The organism is Acidovorax sp. FJL06 (genome assembly GCF_003852545.1).
GTDB lineage: Bacteria > Pseudomonadota > Gammaproteobacteria > Burkholderiales > Burkholderiaceae_C > Acidovorax.
In genome coordinates, this window is record NZ_QAJR01000058.1 from 17,570 (window position 1) to 32,833 (window position 15,264).

Annotated in this window: 15 protein-coding genes; 4 read left to right on the top strand and 11 right to left on the bottom strand. The window is 65.6% G+C overall.

Features of this window, described 5'->3' with window-relative positions; all coding sequences use genetic code 11:
- Positions 1–26: 26 nt before the first annotated feature.
- From DBV10_RS21820 to DBV10_RS21845, 7 genes are all read right to left on the bottom strand, one after another.
- Positions 27–254 (bottom strand): DUF2970 domain-containing protein, encoded by a 228-nt coding sequence (locus tag DBV10_RS21820; protein WP_124515652.1) that lies wholly within the window; start codon positions 252–254, stop codon positions 27–29.
- A complete protein-coding gene (locus tag DBV10_RS21825; protein ID WP_124515653.1) occupies positions 251–877 on the bottom strand; it encodes a cytochrome c oxidase assembly protein in 627 nt (208 codons plus the stop codon). Before DBV10_RS21825 ends, DBV10_RS21820 begins: the two co-directional genes overlap by 4 nt.
- 13 nt (positions 878–890) lie before the next feature.
- The gene (locus DBV10_RS23235; protein ID WP_233590025.1) at positions 891–1,001 is read right to left on the bottom strand and encodes a cytochrome oxidase small assembly protein; all 111 of its coding nucleotides are present in this window, start codon (positions 999–1,001) and stop codon (positions 891–893) included.
- Between the two features lie 11 nt (positions 1,002–1,012).
- Positions 1,013–2,644 carry a cytochrome c oxidase subunit I gene (gene ctaD, locus DBV10_RS21830; RefSeq protein ID WP_124515654.1) on the bottom strand — a complete coding sequence of 544 codons (1,632 nt, stop codon included), beginning with the start codon at positions 2,642–2,644 and terminating at the stop codon, positions 1,013–1,015.
- A 30-nt stretch (positions 2,645–2,674) separates the two neighbouring features.
- Positions 2,675–3,844: a cytochrome c oxidase subunit II gene (coxB, locus tag DBV10_RS21835; protein WP_124515655.1), complete on the bottom strand. Its 1,170-nt coding sequence runs from the start codon at positions 3,842–3,844 to the stop codon at positions 2,675–2,677.
- A 59-nt stretch (positions 3,845–3,903) separates the two neighbouring features.
- Positions 3,904–4,380 carry a DUF2244 domain-containing protein gene (locus tag DBV10_RS21840; RefSeq protein WP_124515656.1) on the bottom strand — a complete coding sequence of 159 codons (477 nt, stop codon included), beginning with the start codon at positions 4,378–4,380 and terminating at the stop codon, positions 3,904–3,906.
- Between the two features lie 151 nt (positions 4,381–4,531).
- Complete coding sequence (locus DBV10_RS21845; protein WP_124515657.1) at positions 4,532–5,434, bottom strand: methyltransferase domain-containing protein; 903 nt, start codon at positions 5,432–5,434, stop codon at positions 4,532–4,534.
- 34 nt (positions 5,435–5,468) lie between these two features.
- Between DBV10_RS21845 and DBV10_RS21850 the strand changes: the two genes are divergently transcribed.
- Together DBV10_RS21850 and DBV10_RS21855 are read left to right on the top strand one after the other, a co-directional pair.
- Positions 5,469–6,200 (top strand): ComF family protein, encoded by a 732-nt coding sequence (locus DBV10_RS21850; RefSeq protein ID WP_124515658.1) that lies wholly within the window; start codon positions 5,469–5,471, stop codon positions 6,198–6,200.
- Positions 6,201–6,299: 99 nt separating this feature from the next.
- Positions 6,300–6,830, top strand: a complete 531-nt coding sequence (locus tag DBV10_RS21855) for a tRNA (cytidine(34)-2'-O)-methyltransferase (protein WP_124515659.1) — start codon at positions 6,300–6,302, stop codon at positions 6,828–6,830.
- A 435-nt stretch (positions 6,831–7,265) separates the two neighbouring features.
- Here the strand turns inward: DBV10_RS21855 and DBV10_RS21860 are convergent, their stop codons facing one another.
- The 4 genes from DBV10_RS21860 to DBV10_RS21875 all read right to left on the bottom strand — a co-directional run bounded on the left by DBV10_RS21860 (position 7,266) and on the right by DBV10_RS21875 (position 10,168).
- On the bottom strand, positions 7,266–8,198 hold the full coding sequence (locus DBV10_RS21860) for a LysR family transcriptional regulator (protein WP_124515660.1): 933 nt from the start codon (positions 8,196–8,198) through the stop codon (positions 7,266–7,268).
- 32 nt (positions 8,199–8,230) lie between these two features.
- Entirely contained in the window at positions 8,231–8,695 is a 465-nt protein-coding gene (locus DBV10_RS21865) for a MaoC family dehydratase (protein ID WP_124515661.1), read from the bottom strand.
- Between the two features lie 96 nt (positions 8,696–8,791).
- Positions 8,792–9,409, bottom strand: a complete 618-nt coding sequence (locus DBV10_RS21870) for a ParA family protein (protein ID WP_124515662.1) — start codon at positions 9,407–9,409, stop codon at positions 8,792–8,794.
- Between the two features lie 120 nt (positions 9,410–9,529).
- Positions 9,530–10,168, bottom strand: coding sequence for a LysE family translocator (locus DBV10_RS21875; protein ID WP_124515663.1), 639 nt, complete (start codon positions 10,166–10,168; stop codon positions 9,530–9,532).
- Between the two features lie 248 nt (positions 10,169–10,416).
- On the opposite strand from DBV10_RS21875, the gene kefC reads away from it, so the two are divergent.
- Entirely contained in the window at positions 10,417–12,327 is a 1,911-nt protein-coding gene (kefC, locus tag DBV10_RS21880; protein WP_124515664.1) for a glutathione-regulated potassium-efflux system protein KefC, read from the top strand.
- Positions 12,328–12,853: 526 nt separating this feature from the next.
- A complete protein-coding gene (locus tag DBV10_RS21885; RefSeq protein WP_370451207.1) occupies positions 12,854–15,046 on the top strand; it encodes a TonB-dependent siderophore receptor in 2,193 nt (730 codons plus the stop codon).
- Positions 15,047–15,264: the final 218 nt, after the last annotated feature.

Consider the following 15,264-nt stretch of genomic DNA (forward strand, 5'->3'; position numbering starts at 1 on the left):
GTTGTTGATACGGTCCAACAACCGATTCACACTACCCAATTCACTAACGCAATCAGCCCCATCACCAGCAGAAAAACCGCCACCAGCCCCACCACGATGATGTGCAAGGGGTTGAGCTTTTCGACATCCTGCTGGTACTCACTGCCCTTGCGCAGGCCAATGAGCGACCAAGCCACCGCACGCACCGTGCGCAGCAGCGAGCCCTTGCGCTCCAGTGGCTTTGCCACGGGCGGCTGCTCCAGGGGGGTGTTCATGATCCGGCTCCTGGCAGGGCTACAGCCGGCAGTGCCACTGCCGCCGTGGATTCGGGGGCTGCGGGGGTCTTGCCCCCCACCTCGAAGAAGGTGTAGGACAGCGTGATGGTCGTCACGTCCTTGGACAGACGCGGATCGATCACGAAGGCCACGGGCCATTCCTTCTTTTCGCCGGGCTCCAGCGTGTACTGGTTGAAGCAGAAACACTCCAGCTTGTTGAAGTGCGCGGCGGCCTGGCGGGGCGCATAGCTCGGAATGGCTTGCGCGGCCATGCGGCGGTTCTGCACGTTCTGGAACTCGTACATCACCGTGGTCAGCTCGCCGGGGTGCACCTGCACCGAGCGCTGCGCGGGCTTGAAGTCCCAGGGGCCGCGCGCATTGGCGTCGAACTCGACGGTGATGGTGCGGCTCTTGTCTACCTGCGTGTTGGCCGGCAGCTTCACGTCTTTGCCCGCCACACCGTTGCCCGGCACCTGGCGCTCGGAGAGCGACAGGATGTTGATGCCCGTCATCTCGCAGATGTGCTTGTAGATGGGGATCAGCACATAGCCAAAGGCGAACATGCCGGCCGCAATCACAAGCAGCTTGCCGACCATCTTGGCGTTTTCGCGGTGCAGGCTCATGGCAGCAGCGGACTCAGCGGGACAGCAGGGCCACCTTGACCATGAACCCGACAAAGAACACCGCCGCCACAGACGCCAGGATCAGCGCCAGCCGCAGGTTGTTCTTCTTTTGCTCGGGGGTCATGGGCATGGCGATCAACCAATCACGCGGGTTGCGGTGGCGTCCAGCTTGGGCGGGGTTTCAAAGGTGTGGAACGGTGCGGGCGATGGCACTTCCCATTCCAGGCCTTCGGCGCCGTCCCATGGCTTGGCAGGGGCCTTGGCACCCTTGCCACGCATGGCGGGCACGACCACGGCCAGGAAGAAGTACACCTGCATCAGACCGAAACCAAACGCACCCACCGAGGCAATCGCATTGAAGTCAGCAAATTGCATGGGGTAGTCGGCATACCGGCGGGGCATGCCGGCCAGGCCCAGGAAGTGCATCGGGAAGAAGGTGACGTTGAACGTGATCAGCGAACCCCAGAAGTGGATCTGGCCGCGCGTTTCGGAGTACATGTGGCCGGTCCACTTGGGCAGCCAGTAGTACACGCCAGCAAACATCGAGAACAACGAGCCGGCCACCAGCACATAGTGGAAGTGGGCCACCACGTAGTAGGTGTCCTGCAGCTGGATGTCGATGGGCGCCATGGCCAGGATCAGGCCGGTGAAGCCGCCCATGGTGAACACGAAGATGAAGCCCACAGCGAACAGCATGGGGGTTTCGAACGTCATGGAGCCGCGCCACATCGTGGCGATCCAGTTGAAGATCTTCACGGCCGTGGGCACGGAGATCAGCATGGTGGCGTACATGAAGAACAGCTGGCCGGTCACGGGCATGCCGGTCGTGAACATGTGGTGGGCCCACACAATGAACGACAGGATGGCGATCGACGAGGTCGCATACACCATGGAGGCGTAGCCGAACAGCTTCTTGCGCGCAAAGGCGGGCACGATCTGGCTGATGATGCCGAAGGCCGGCAAGATCATGATGTACACCTCGGGGTGGCCGAAGAACCAGAAGATGTGCTGGTACATCACCGGGTCACCGCCGCCGGCGGGGTTGAAGAAGCTGGTGCCAAAGTGGCGGTCCGTCAGCGTCATGGTGATCGCACCGGCCAACACGGGCATCACGGCGATCAGCAGGTAGGCGGTGATGAGCCAGGTCCAGGCGAACATGGGCATCTTCATCAGCGTCATGCCGGGGGCGCGCATGTTCAGGATGGTCACGATGATGTTGATCGAGCCCATGATGGACGAGGCGCCCAGGATGTGCATGGCGAAGATGCCAGCGTCCATGGAGGGGCCCATCTGCAGCGTCAGCGGTGCATACAGCGTCCAGCCGGCAGCGGGCGCGCCACCAGGCATGAAGAACGAGGTCACGAGCATGATGGCCGCAGGGATCATCAGCCAGAAGCTGAAGTTGTTCATGCGGGCAAAGGCCATGTCGGATGCGCCGATCTGCAGCGGGATCATCCAGTTCGCAAAGCCCACGAAGGCCGGCATGATGGCGCCGAACACCATGATCAGGCCGTGCATGGTGGTGAGCTGGTTGAACAGCTCGGGGTTGACCAGCTGCAGGCCGGGCTGGAACAGCTCGGCGCGGATCAGCAGCGCCAGAACACCGCCCACCATGAGCATGGTGAAGGCGAACAACAGGTACAGCGTACCGATGTCCTTGTGGTTGGTGGCATACACCCAGCGGCGCCAGCCGGTGGGGCCATGGTGGCCATGGTCGTCGTGTGCGTGGTCGCCCGCGTGACCGTGGTTGTCGAGAACTGCGCTCATGTTGGATTCCTCAATACGATGGGGCGATGATTACTTGCCACGCAGGGCCACGATTTCAGCAGGCTGCACCAGCTGGCCGGTCTTGTTGGACCAGTTGTTCTTGGTGTAGCTGACCACGGCAGCGATGTCGGTGTCGCTCAGCTGGGCCCATGCGGGCATGGCACCGTTGGCTGCACCCTTGAGCACCACCTGGATCTGCTTGGCGTGGTCGGTATCGAGCACGATGGCCGAGCCATCCAGGGGCTTGATCGGGCCGGCGCCCTTGCCGTTGGCCTGGTGGCAGGCAGCGCAGTTGGCGGCATAGACCTTCTCGCCGCGCTTGAGGATGTCGTCCAGCGTCCAGACCTTGGACGGATCGTCGAGCTTGGCGGCGGCCTTCTTCTTCTGGTCACCCACCCAGGCCGAGTAGTCCTCGGCAGACACCACCTTCACGTGGATGGGCATGTAGGCGTGTTCCTTGCCACACAGTTCGGCGCACTGGCCGTAGTAGTCGCCGATCTTTTCGGCGCGGAACCAGGTGTCGCGCACGAAGCCGGGAATCGCATCCTGCTTGATGCCGAAGGCCGGCACCATGAAGGCGTGGATCACGTCGTTGGCCGTGGTGATGATGCGGATCTTCTTGCCCACGGGCACGACCATGGGATTGTCGACCTTGAGCAGGTAGTCGGCCGGGGCGTCCTTGACGTTGCCGCTGTCGGACATCACACGGTGGCTGCTGTCCAGCGTGGAGATGAAGCTCAGGCCTTCGCCTTCGCCGGTGATGTAGTCGTAGCCCCACTTCCACTGGTAGCCCGTGGTCTTGATGGTGAGGTCGGCATTGGTAGTGTCCTTCTGCGCGACCAGCACCTTGGTGGCCGGCAGGGCCATCAGGATCACGATGATGAAGGGGATGATGGTCCAGATCACTTCGACGGTGACGGACTCATGGAAATTGGCCGACTTGGCACCCTTGGAGCGGCGGTGCTTCCAAATCGAGTAGAACATCACGGAGAACACTGCCACGAAGATCACCGTGCAGATGATCAGCATCATCCAGTGCAGAAAATGCTGCTCTTCTGCGATCTTGGTGACGGGCGGCGCCAGGTTCAGCTGGTTGACTGCAGGGCCGCCAGGCAGGTCCTGAACGGCATGGGCTGCGGAGCCCACCCATGCACCGGCAATCAGCAGCAGAGAAGCCAGCTTGTTGGAAATGCTCTTCATAGTTCTCACTTACTTCTAAGCCTCAATTTAACCAATCCCTTGTGCGTGCCTGCGTGGGGTCAGGCGGCGCGCAAGGCCATGCGGATCTCCGATGCCAGGGCCGGTCGAAGTTCGGGGCGCACGTAGCGCCCCACTTCAACGGATCGGCCCTGCGCAGACAGCATGATGAGCGAGCGGTCTCCGGTCTTGGGCTCTACACGAACCCGGCTCCGGTCAAACTCTGCGCGCTCCAGGCGGCCTGCCGTCTCCCGTTCCACCACAAGGCGCGAGCCTTGCAATGAAATCCTCTCGCCATCCGCCGCATGGCGACCGTACATGGCGAATGCAATTCCTACAGCCAAGATTTCGAGCCACGCAAAGGGCATCACCAGGTGGGCGCCGAGCATCCAGAAGCACGTTGCGATCCCCAGGGACACCAGACACAAGGACAGATACATCCACCCCAACTGTGCCGGCGTGACCGAGCAATTGCGGGCAAGACGCCAGTCAATGCGCTGACCCGACACCGTGGCAAAACGAAAAACCAAGCCCGTCACCGGTCATGCTCACAACACTGCTGGCGCACCGTGCGTGGAGCCTTCGGCACCACAGGCGCAGCCCGCAAATTTGCGCGGGAAGATGCCCGAAATCTCAATAACCCTGAATTGTAGCGTGCCTTGTTCCAAGTCATTGACATGGAGTTACAGGTCAGTTTTCTTTGCTGCCCTTGCGCAACATCAAACGCATGTCCTGCAGCGAAACCGTGCTGCTGGAGTCCATGCGCACCCGTGGCGCAGGCTTGAAAGCGTGGCCATAAATGATTTCAAACGTCAGTGCCAACTGGCCTCCCTGCTGTGGATCGGCCAGCCGCTCGGCCAGCACGGCATAGAGCTTGTCGCGCCAGCGCCGTCCGCGCAATGAGGGAAAGCGATCAGGGTGCAAATTGCAACCCAGCTCGCGCAGCTCCTGCACCAGCCGCTCGGGGGTGGCAAAGGTGAGCGTGATGCGCTCCATGTCCATCACCGGCTCGGCAAAACCGGCGTGCACCAGCATGTCGCCCCAGTCGTGCATGTCGGTGAACGCATGGCCCGCCGGGGGCCAGCCCAGGGCCGCATAGACCCCGTGCAGCTCCCGCAGCGTGTCAGGCCCCAGGCACGAGAACATCAAGTAGCCATCCACCGCCAGCGCGCGGTGCCACTGCGCGATCAGGGCCTGCGGATCGGCTGCCGTGTGCAGGGCCATGTTGGCCCAGAGCATCTGCACGCTGGCATCGGCGCGCGGGCCCCACTGGGGGCTGGCGGCGCTCCAGCGCGAGAGGCTCCACCAGGGCTTGGCCAGCGCCTGCCGCGCCACCGGCTCGCAGCGCGCAGCAGATTCAACCACCTGGCAACGCGCCTCGGGATAGCGGGCGCTCACCAGCGCATGCGCCTGGAGCCCGCCGCGCAGCGCATCCCAGTGGCACCAGGAGGCCGGGGCCTGCCGAATCCATTGCAGGCGGTCCTCCATGCGGCGGGCGACCTCTTCGTGGAGCCAGGGTGACAGGGCGGGGGCGGCCGCCTGCCAGCGGGCGGCGGCGACGGGATCAATGGTGGGGGGGCGCTCGGAGGGCATGGCAGTTCACAAGGACGCGCGAGTATATTGATTCATGCTCTTTCAAGGATTGCCAGGGTTTTCGCGCCGGCTGCAGGGCCTGGCAGGCCTGCTGGGCCGCGTACCCAGCCAGTGTGCCGCCTGCCACGCCTGGCCGTCGCAGCGCATCTGCAATGCCTGCGTGGCCCGGTTTGCCCAACCCGCCAGCCGTTGCCAGCGCTGCGCGCTGCGGGTGCCCGCAGGCGTGGCCGTGTGCGGGGCCTGCCAGCAGCACCCGCCGGCCTTCGATGCCTGCCTGGCGGCCGTGGACTACGCCTACCCCTGGGCCGGGGCGCTGGCGGACTTCAAGTTCCGGGCCGACCCGGGATGGGCCGGCACGCTGGCCACCCTGCTGCGCAGCACCCCGTGGGTAGAGCCCGCGATCGAGGCGGCCGACCGGGTGCTGCCCGTGCCGCTGTCCGCCGAGCGCCTGCGCGAGCGCGGCTTCAACCAGGCCGCCCTGCTGGCGCGTCACCTGGCGGGCGCCCGGGCCGATGCGCACAGCCTGCTGCGCCTGCATGCCACCGAAGCCCAGAGCAGCCTGCCGCGCGCCCAGCGGCTACGCAACCTGCAGGGCGCGTTTGCCATCGAACCCGCACGCGCTGCCGCCCTGCACGGGCAGCGCGTGGTGCTGCTGGACGACGTGATGACCACGGGCGCCACCGTGCACGCCGCCACGCTGGCCCTGCGCGAGGCCGGGGTGGCGCATGTGACGGTGGTGGTGCTGGCGCGCACGGCGATGGAGTGATGCGACGGGCCCCACATCGGCACCCACGCCTGTCGAAAGGGATACTTTTGATTACGAGCGGTTGCTCAACTCACATCCGGGGCGAAGACAATAGCGGGCATGTTCCACATCGTCCTCGTCGAACCCGAAATCCCGCCCAACACCGGCAACATCATCCGCCTGGCGGCCAACACGGGTTGCACGCTGCACCTGATCGAGCCCCTGGGGTTCTCGATGGAAGACCGGCTGATGCGCCGCGCGGGGCTGGACTACCACGAATACACCCGGGTGCTGCGCCACAACGGCTGGACGGCTTTTTTGCGGGACGCACAGCCCGACGCCACGCGCATGTTCGCCATGACCACGCACGCCTCGCAGCCGGTGCACTCCACCTGCTTCCTGCCGGGCGACTGGCTGGTGTTTGGCGCCGAAACCCGGGGGCTGCCCGCCGAGTTGCGTGAGAGTTTCCCCCCCGCCCAGCGCCTGCGCCTGCCCATGGTGGCGGGCCAGCGCAGCCTCAACCTGTCGAATGCGGTGGCGGTGACGGTGTTCGAAGCCTGGCGCCAGAACAGCTTTGCCATGCCCGACGGGCAGATCGCGGTCGAGCCCGAGGGCACGATCATCAGCGGGTTCGCGCAGCTCAGCGGATAAAGCCGTTCACGCCGGGCCGGCCAAAGTGCCGCGCAAGGCTTAGAACCTGTTCAAGATCTTTTCGGGGATCGCATTGGAGTGCCATCGTGATGAAGTGGATGCTTCGGATGCGCCGCATGGGCTCGTGCCCATGCAAGCAGCTGGGGCGTCCAATCACCCGATTTCACTCCAACCCTTCGGGCAAGTGCCTTGCCGGGCGGTCTGCGGCGTTGCGGCGCTTGCCAATAGCCGAGCTATTGGCTGCGCACCGCGCCTAGCATCCCATCCCGGCAAGGTACTTGTGCGACCCCGAAAAAATCTTGAACAGGTTCTTAGGCAGACCCCGCCCGAACGGTTTTGCCAACGGCCTTGCCCATTGAACAAATGCCGCTGGGCGCAAGGGAGCGCGGGGGCGGCATGCGGAAGCGCGAGGGCGCCACGCCCCCTAGCAACGGCCTATCGGCCCTGCTCGGCCAGGGACACGCGCACCCGCTCGGTCAGAAAGTCCAGAAACACCTTGGTGCGCGCAGGCAGCATGCGGCCCGACGGCAATGCGGCATAGATGGTGTAGCGGGAATAGATCCACTCCGGCAGGACATGCACCAGCTCGCCCCGCGCCAGATGCTCCTCGGCCAACAAGCGCGAGGTAACGGCCACCCCGGCACCATCCACGGCCGCACGCAGCAGCAGCTCGGTGCTGACGGACTGCATCACCGCAGGCGCGTCCACCTCCTGCACCGGCAGCCGGCCGTCGAGCGACTGCAGGCGCAACCGGCGCGCCGGCCCGGTCTGCGAGCGCGCGGCCACGCCAGAGTCGCGCAGGTAGTCGTGCTGCACCAGGTCGTGCGGCTCCCGCGGGGTGCCACGGCGGCTCAGGTACTGGGGGGACGCCACCACAATGGCCTCGCCCTGCAGCAACGGGCGCGCAACGATGTTGGCATCAAAGTCCTCGCCCGCCACCATGACGGTCACATCGAACTCGTCCACGCGGTCCGAGGCAAACGCGTCGATGTTGATGTCCAACTGCAGCTTGGGGAAATTCTCGTGCCAGACCGCCACCATGGGCGCCAAAAAATTGGTGGCCAGCACCGGCGCCGCCACGATGCGGATGGTGCCGCGCAGGTCGCGCGTGCTGGCAGCGGCGGCGGCCTCGGCGTCGTCGATCTCGTGCAGGATGGCGCGCACGCGCTGCAGGTAGGACTCGCCCGCATCGGTCAGGGCCAGCTTGCGGGTCGTGCGCTGCAGCAGGCGCGTGCCCAGGTGCTGCTCCAGTTCGGCCACCATGCGGGTGACCACGGGGGGCGACATGTCCATGGCGCGGGCGGCGGCGGCAAAGCCGCCCTCCTCCACCACGCGCTCGAACACCTTCATGGCTTGCAGGCGGTCCATGGCTCAGGCCCCCCGCCCGGGCACAGCCGGGCTCAGGCCGGAGCGCCGAAATTGCGCGCCAGCGACTCGGCCACACACACGGGCTTGTCGCTGCCCTCGCGCTCCACCGTCACCAGCCAGGTCATCTGCATGCCATCGGGCGCCACCGGCTCGGCGGCCTGCAGCGTGAGGCGCGCGCGCAAGCGGCTGCCCACCGGCACGGGGGCCGTGAAGCGCACCTTGTTGAGCCCGTAGTTCACGCCCATGCGCGCCCCCTCGATGCTCAGGCCCGCCTCGAAGAACTGCGGGATCAGCGACAGCGTGAGAAAGCCATGCGCAATGGGCGCGCCAAACGGTCCGGCCTTGGCGCGCTCCGGGTCCACATGGATCCACTGGTGGTCGCCCGTGGCCTGGGCAAACAGGTTGACCTGTTCCTGCGTGATGGTGATCCAGTCGGTCACGGCGACCTCCTGGCCCACACAGGCGCTGACTTCGGAGTAGGAGCGGAAGATTTTCATCGCCCCAATGTAGCCCCGCGTCCCGGCGCGCCTTGTCTGCCGGGTGACAGGTGTTTTCCCGGGGGGCTGGTTGTACGTTCTGCTTCACGCTGTCCTTCAAGAGTTGAGCCAAGCACAGATCCCCTGCCACTGCTCCAGATCCCGCGCCACGCGGCCCGGCGCCACGTCGAACAACGTGAGGCCATGTGCCGCCAGGTGCACATAGTTCTGCGTGTCGCGCAGGTAGCCCAGCACCGGAAAGCCCAGGCTGTCCACGAAGTGGTGCAACTGCTCGGCCGCCTTGGTGCGGGCGTCCACGCGCATGCCGACGATGCCCACCTGCACACCCGCCGCGTGGCGGTGCTCGGCCAGCTGGTCCAGAAAACTGCGCGTGGCGAAAATGTCGAACACGCTGGGCTGCAGCGGCACGATGATCCTGTCGGCCAGCTTGAGCACATCATTCAGGCGCCAGCCGTGCAGGCCGGCCGGGGTGTCGAGCACCGCATGCGTGGTCCCCTTGGGCGGGCGGCTGATCACGTCCGAGCTGGTGTCCCAGCCGCCAATCGCGCTCGCAGCGGGCGGGCGCAGGCCCAGCCAGAGCCGGGCGGATTCCTGCCGGTCGGTGTCGCCCAGGATCACGGGATGGCCCTGGCTGGCAAAGTAACCCGCGATGTTGGTGGACAGCGTGGACTTGCCCACACCGCCTTTCGGATTGGCGACAACAACTACTGGCATGACAACCTCCCTGGAATCTGCAGGCCCATGAATAACCCAGCCCAATCAGCCCTTGGCGCCTGGTGGACAAGCGCCAGCAGCTATCAAAATCAAAGCACTCCCACCATCACCACCGCCCCATCAAGCGTGCTGCCCGCCGCGCTTGACGAAGAACAGCCCGGCGCCCACCGCCATCAGCAAGCCGCCAAACACGCGGTTCTGTGCACGCACGGCCCGGGCGCTGCGCATCAGGCGGCGCAACGCGCTGGCGCCAAAAGCGTAGCCGTGCATCACCACCACATCCACCGTGACGGTGGTGGCGGCCATCACCAGCAGCTGCGTCCACAGCGGGCGCGTGTCGGTCATGAACTGCGGCAGCACGGCCACCATGAAGATGATGCCCTTGGGGTTGGTGGCGTTGGTCAAGAAGCCCGTGAGGCAGCGCTTTTGCCAGGGGCCGGCGGCCTCCTGTGCATCGCCCTGCGCGATGGGCGCGTCGCCCGCCCGCCACTGGTTGAAACCCACATAGATCAGGTAGCAGGCCCCCAGCACCTTGACGGTGCTGAACGCCACCTCGGACGCCAGCAGCAGCGAGCCCACGCCCGCCCCGGCGATCAGCAGGATCAGCAGCAGGCCCAGCTGCAGGCCCAGGATGGTGGCGCCCGTCTTGCGCACGCCGAACGACAGGCCATGGCTCATCGACAGCACGGCCCCCGAACCCGGCGACACCGCAATCAGGCACGATGCCGCAAAAAAAGCCAGCCAAGTCTGCAGGTCCATGAGTCACCAAGCCCGTGTGCGAAGAAGGGCCCGCATCTTAACAACGCCCCTGCAGGGCCGCCATGATCTGCATAAAACCGGCCGCCAGCGCTCAACCATCACGCGCCAAAAGCTATCAAAAATGAAGCACCCCAAGGGCATGTCCGGCAGCCCCACCCGCATCGCTGCGGCAATGCCAGAATCCTGACACGCCCACGCCCGCACCCCTGCGACATCGCCCCCAACGCCACCGCCCGCATCGCCCCTCTATGGAACACGCCCCCACCTGGCTCACCTACGGCTTTCTCTACCTCACGGCGGCGGTGCTGGCCGTGCCCATCGCCAAGGCGCTGGGCCTGGGCGCCATCATTGGCTACCTGGCCGCGGGCATCGCCATCGGGCCCTGGGGCCTGGGGCTGGTGAGCAACGTGCAGGACATCCTGCACTTCGCCGAGTTCGGCGTGGTGCTCATGCTGTTCCTGGTCGGGCTGGAGCTGCAGCCCAGCCGCCTGTGGGCGTTGCGCCGCCCCATTTTCGGCACCGGCACGGCCCAGGTGCTGGGCTGCGCGGCCGTGCTGTTTGCGCTGGGCGCGCTGGCCGGCCTGCCCTGGCGCGTGAGCCTGGTCGGTGCCCTCGGCCTGGCGCTGTCGTCCACCGCCATTGCGCTGCAGTCGCTGACCGAGCGCAACCTGCTGCGCACGCAAAGCGGCCAGGCCGGCTTTTCCATCCTGCTGTTCCAGGACGTGGCCGCCATTCCCATCCTGGCCATGCTGCCGGTGCTGGGCGCCGCAGCCGGCGAAGGCGCGGGCCACACGCCCGGCGATGTGGTGCTGGAGGCGCTCAAGATCGTGGGCGTGATCGCCGCCATCATCCTGGGCGGGCGCCTGCTGCTGCGCCCCGTGCTGCGCTGGATCGCCAAGAGCAACACCCCCGAAATCTTCACCGCCGCCGCGCTGCTGCTGGTGGTGGGCATTGCCTACCTGATGGTGCTGGTGGGCCTGTCGATGGCGCTGGGCGCCTTCCTCGCCGGCGTGCTGCTGGCCGACAGCGAGTACCGGCGCGAGCTGGAGGCCGACATCGAGCCCTTCAAGGGCCTGCTGCTCGGCCTGTTCTTCATCGCCGTGGGCATGAGCATCGACTTTGGCGTGATCCTGCGCTCGCCCGGGCTCATGGCCGCCATCCTGGTCGGCTTCCTCGCGGCCAAGGCCATCGCCATCTACACCCTGGCCAAGATCGTCAACATCCCCTACCAGGAGCGCCCGGTGTTCACCCTGCTGCTGGCCCAGGGCGGCGAGTTTGCGTTTGTGGTGTTCCAGGCCGCCGCCGGTGCCAGCGTGTTCCCGGCCGAAACCGCCTCGCTGCTCATCGGCGCCGTGGCGCTGTCGATGCTCGTCAGCCCGCTGCTGCTGGTGGTGCTGGACCGCGTGCTGCTGCGCCGCTACGCCCAGCTCAAGACCGCCACCCCCCAGGCCGAGGAAATCTCCGAACCGCAAGAGGCGCCCATCATCATCGCGGGCTTCGGCCGCTACGGGCAGATCGTCTCGCGCGTGCTGCTGGCCCAGGGCATCCCCACCACCGTGCTGGACCACAGCGTGGAGATGCTGGAGGTGGCGCGCATCTTCGGCTACCGCGTGTTCTATGGCGACGCCACGCGGCTGGACCTGCTGCGCATCGCCGGCGCCGAACATGCCCGCATCCTGGTGGTGGCAGTGGACGACGCCGAACAGTCGCTGCAGATCGCCAAGCTCGCGCGCGAGCATTTCCCCCACCTGCAGGTGGTCGCCCGCGCCCGCGACATCACCCACTGGAACAAGCTGCGCGATCTGGGCGTGACCCGGGTGCAGCGCGAGCTGTTCGAGTCCAGCCTGCAAAGCGCGCACACGGTGCTGGAGCTGATGGGCCTGTCCCCCACCGAAGCCACCACCTTCACGGACCGCTTCCGCACCCACAACATCGCGCTGGCCGACCGCATGTACCCGCACCACAAAGACCAGGCCAAATACATCGCCGTGGCGCGCGAAGGGCGCAACCAGCTGGCCGAACAAATGGCCAAGGAGCGGCAGGAGCGGGATGTGCTGGATGCGGTGGGGATGGCGTACCCAGGGTATGGCGGGGAAGAGGATGCAGAGGGAGCCGGTGGGGCGGACCGCACCCAGGATTTGGATAAAAACAGGCCGTAGCGCCTATCTATCTGGCGCAAGCAGCTCTATTTTTCATAGCAAACAGACAACCCATTCCATGTGGATGGGCTCTGACGCGAAAGCGCCTTGCTATGACGTGCAAAACTGCTTTCGCGACAGTAAATTTGTCGCGCAAAGTCTTTCGCGACACAAACTCCCCGGCCTGTCGGACAGGCGACCGAGCGCATGGATGTTCTGGATGCCTATGAGGTCCTTCATCATGTCCTTGATGGGATGTTCTCTGGTAAGGCTGATCGTTTGAAACGCTTAGTTGACCAAGTCAACATACAAAAAGGCCCGTCAACCGGCGAGTTCCCCTTTGAATGCAATTCCCATGCATCGAATGCGATTCGATATTGGAAGGTTCCGCGCGGTCTCAGCGCCGTAGTCTTCGCGGTGCGATTTCAACGGCAAAAAAAACGATAACCATTCGCATTAAAATCCACAATCCTGCCAGCCAACGTCCCCCTGCCACGTGAGCCAGCGCCCCCGCGTCTGTTCTCCGCTCACCTTCATCGGGACCCCCATGCCTTCTCTGCCCCTGCGCTCCGCGCACGCCCCGCGCTTCTCGTTGTCTGCGCGCTCGTCCTTGCCATCGGCCCGCAAAGCCCACCTCTTCTTCGCCCTGACTCCACTGGCGCTGTGCCTGGCGCAGGCCGCCATGGCGCAGCAAGCCGCAACACCGTCCTCCGGCGAGGCTGCCGGCACCGCAGCCCCCCAGCTCCAGGAAGTCCGCATCAACGCCAGCACCGAAAAAGACATGGGCTTTGCGCCTGTGGAAGCGCAGACGGCCGGCAAGGCGCCCATGCGACGGCTGGAGACGCCGCAGTCCGTCAGCGTGGTCACGCGCGAGCAGATGGAGTCGCGCCAGATCGTGAACGTGCAGCAGGCGCTGCAGACCGTGGCGGGCGTGAGCCCGGTCAACTTTGGGCGCCGAGGGTTCGACGACATCAACATCCGGGGCTTTCGTTCCTCCGAATCCATCCTGGTCGATGGCCTGGTGCAAAGCCCGGGCATGTGGGCCAAGATGCAGCCCTATGGTTACGAGCGCTTCGAGGTGCTCAAGGGCTCGGCCTCGGTGCTCTATGGCCAGGTGCAGCCCGGCGGCATCGTCAACGCGGTGAGCAAGCGGCCCAAGAAAGAGGCGTTGAACGAAGCGGGTATCGAGGTGGGCAGCTTCGGCCAGCGCACACTGCAGGCCGATGTGAACCGGCCGCTGTCCGAATCGGGGAAGACGGCGCTGCGCATCAATGCGCAGGTGTCTGAATCGGACGACCCCACGCAGTTCGTCTACCGCAAGGACCGGTGGTTTGCGCCGTCGCTCTCCATCGACCTGGGCGCGCAAACCGACCTGGTGCTGTTTGCCACCTACGGCCGCAGCGAGTGGCTGCGCCAGCAGGGCATCACGCCCTATGGCACGGTGCTGCCCAACCGCAATGGCACGCTGTCACGCACGATGTTCACGGGCGATCCGGCCTTTGGCCCCTACAACGTCGAAACCACCTCGCTGGGTTATGCGCTGGAGCACCAGCTGTCGGATGCGATGACCTTCCGCCAGAACCTGCGCTACGAGACCGAGAAAGGCACGGGCAACTTTGTCTCCAACCTGGCGCTGCAGGCCAACCAGCGGTTGCAGAACCGGCAAGCGTCGCGCCAGACCATGGACTACGACCTGCTGGCCACCGACACCTCGCTGCTCACGCGCTTCGAGGCGCTGGGCGCCAGGCACCAACTGGTGACGGGCCTGGATGTGCGCAGCGGCCACAGCCTGCTGGCCAGCCGCACCTGCCGCATCGGCGCGCTGGACCTGTTCGCCCCTGTCTACGGCATGCAGGCCGTCTGCCCCGAGGCACTGACCAGCGATGCGCCCGCCAAGCTCACGGTGGCCGGCCTCTATGCGCAGGACCAGATCAAGTTCGGCGAGGGCTGGACGGCCCTGGTGGGCCTGCGCCGCGACTGGTCGACCAACGACACCCACAACCGCGTGGCCAACACGCAGACGCGCCAGAAAGACAGCGCCACCACGCTGTCGGCGGGCCTGGTGTATGAGTTCAAGCCCGGCTGGGCGGCGTATGGCAGCTATGGCGAATCGTTCTTGCCCGTGTCGGGGCTCACGTTCGGCGGCTCGCCCTTTGTGCCCGAAACCGGCAAGCAGTGGGAGGCGGGCGTGAAGTACGAGTCACCCGGCGGCCAGATCACCGGCGCACTCGCCGTCTTTAACTTGGTGCGCGAGAACGTGAACACCGCCGACCCGGTGAACACGGGTTTTAGCGTGCAGACCGGCCAGCAGCGCGCACGCGGGCTGGAAGTGGAGCTGGGCGCGGACCTGAAGAACGGCTGGAAGCTCACCAGCGCCTACACCTACACGCAGACCCAGGTCACGCGCGACAACAACGCCGCCATCGTGGGCCTGCCGCTCCTTCTCACGCCGCGCCACACGCTCACGGCCTGGGCCACCTACAAGCTGCCGCAGTACCAGCGCATCACGCTGGGCGTGGGCGGGCGCTACGTGAGCGAGCAGATCGGCTCGTACCCGTTCACGCTGCCGTCCTACGTGGTGGCCGATGCCTCCATCAGCTACGCAGGCGACAACTACCGCGTGACGGCGGGCGTGAAGAACCTGTTCAACAAGGCGTACTACGACGGCGCAATCAACGCCAACGTGGTGTCGCCTGCGCTGCCGCGCAACTTCAGCATCGGGCTGACGTACTTCTTCTGACCGCCTGACCGCCGTGCAAGAGCCCCGGGCCCATCGAAGGGCGGGCTCCCGGGCCATCCCCCGGCTTTGACGGGCTCATCCCGAACGCGGGAGGCGCAAACCCTGTTTGAATCCAATCGGGGCTCAGCGCCTTCCTGTAAAGCGCAAGCAGCTATACCTTCAATAGCAAATTCATTCCACGCCGGTGCCGTGCCGCCTGGTGGCGCCACGGCACAATC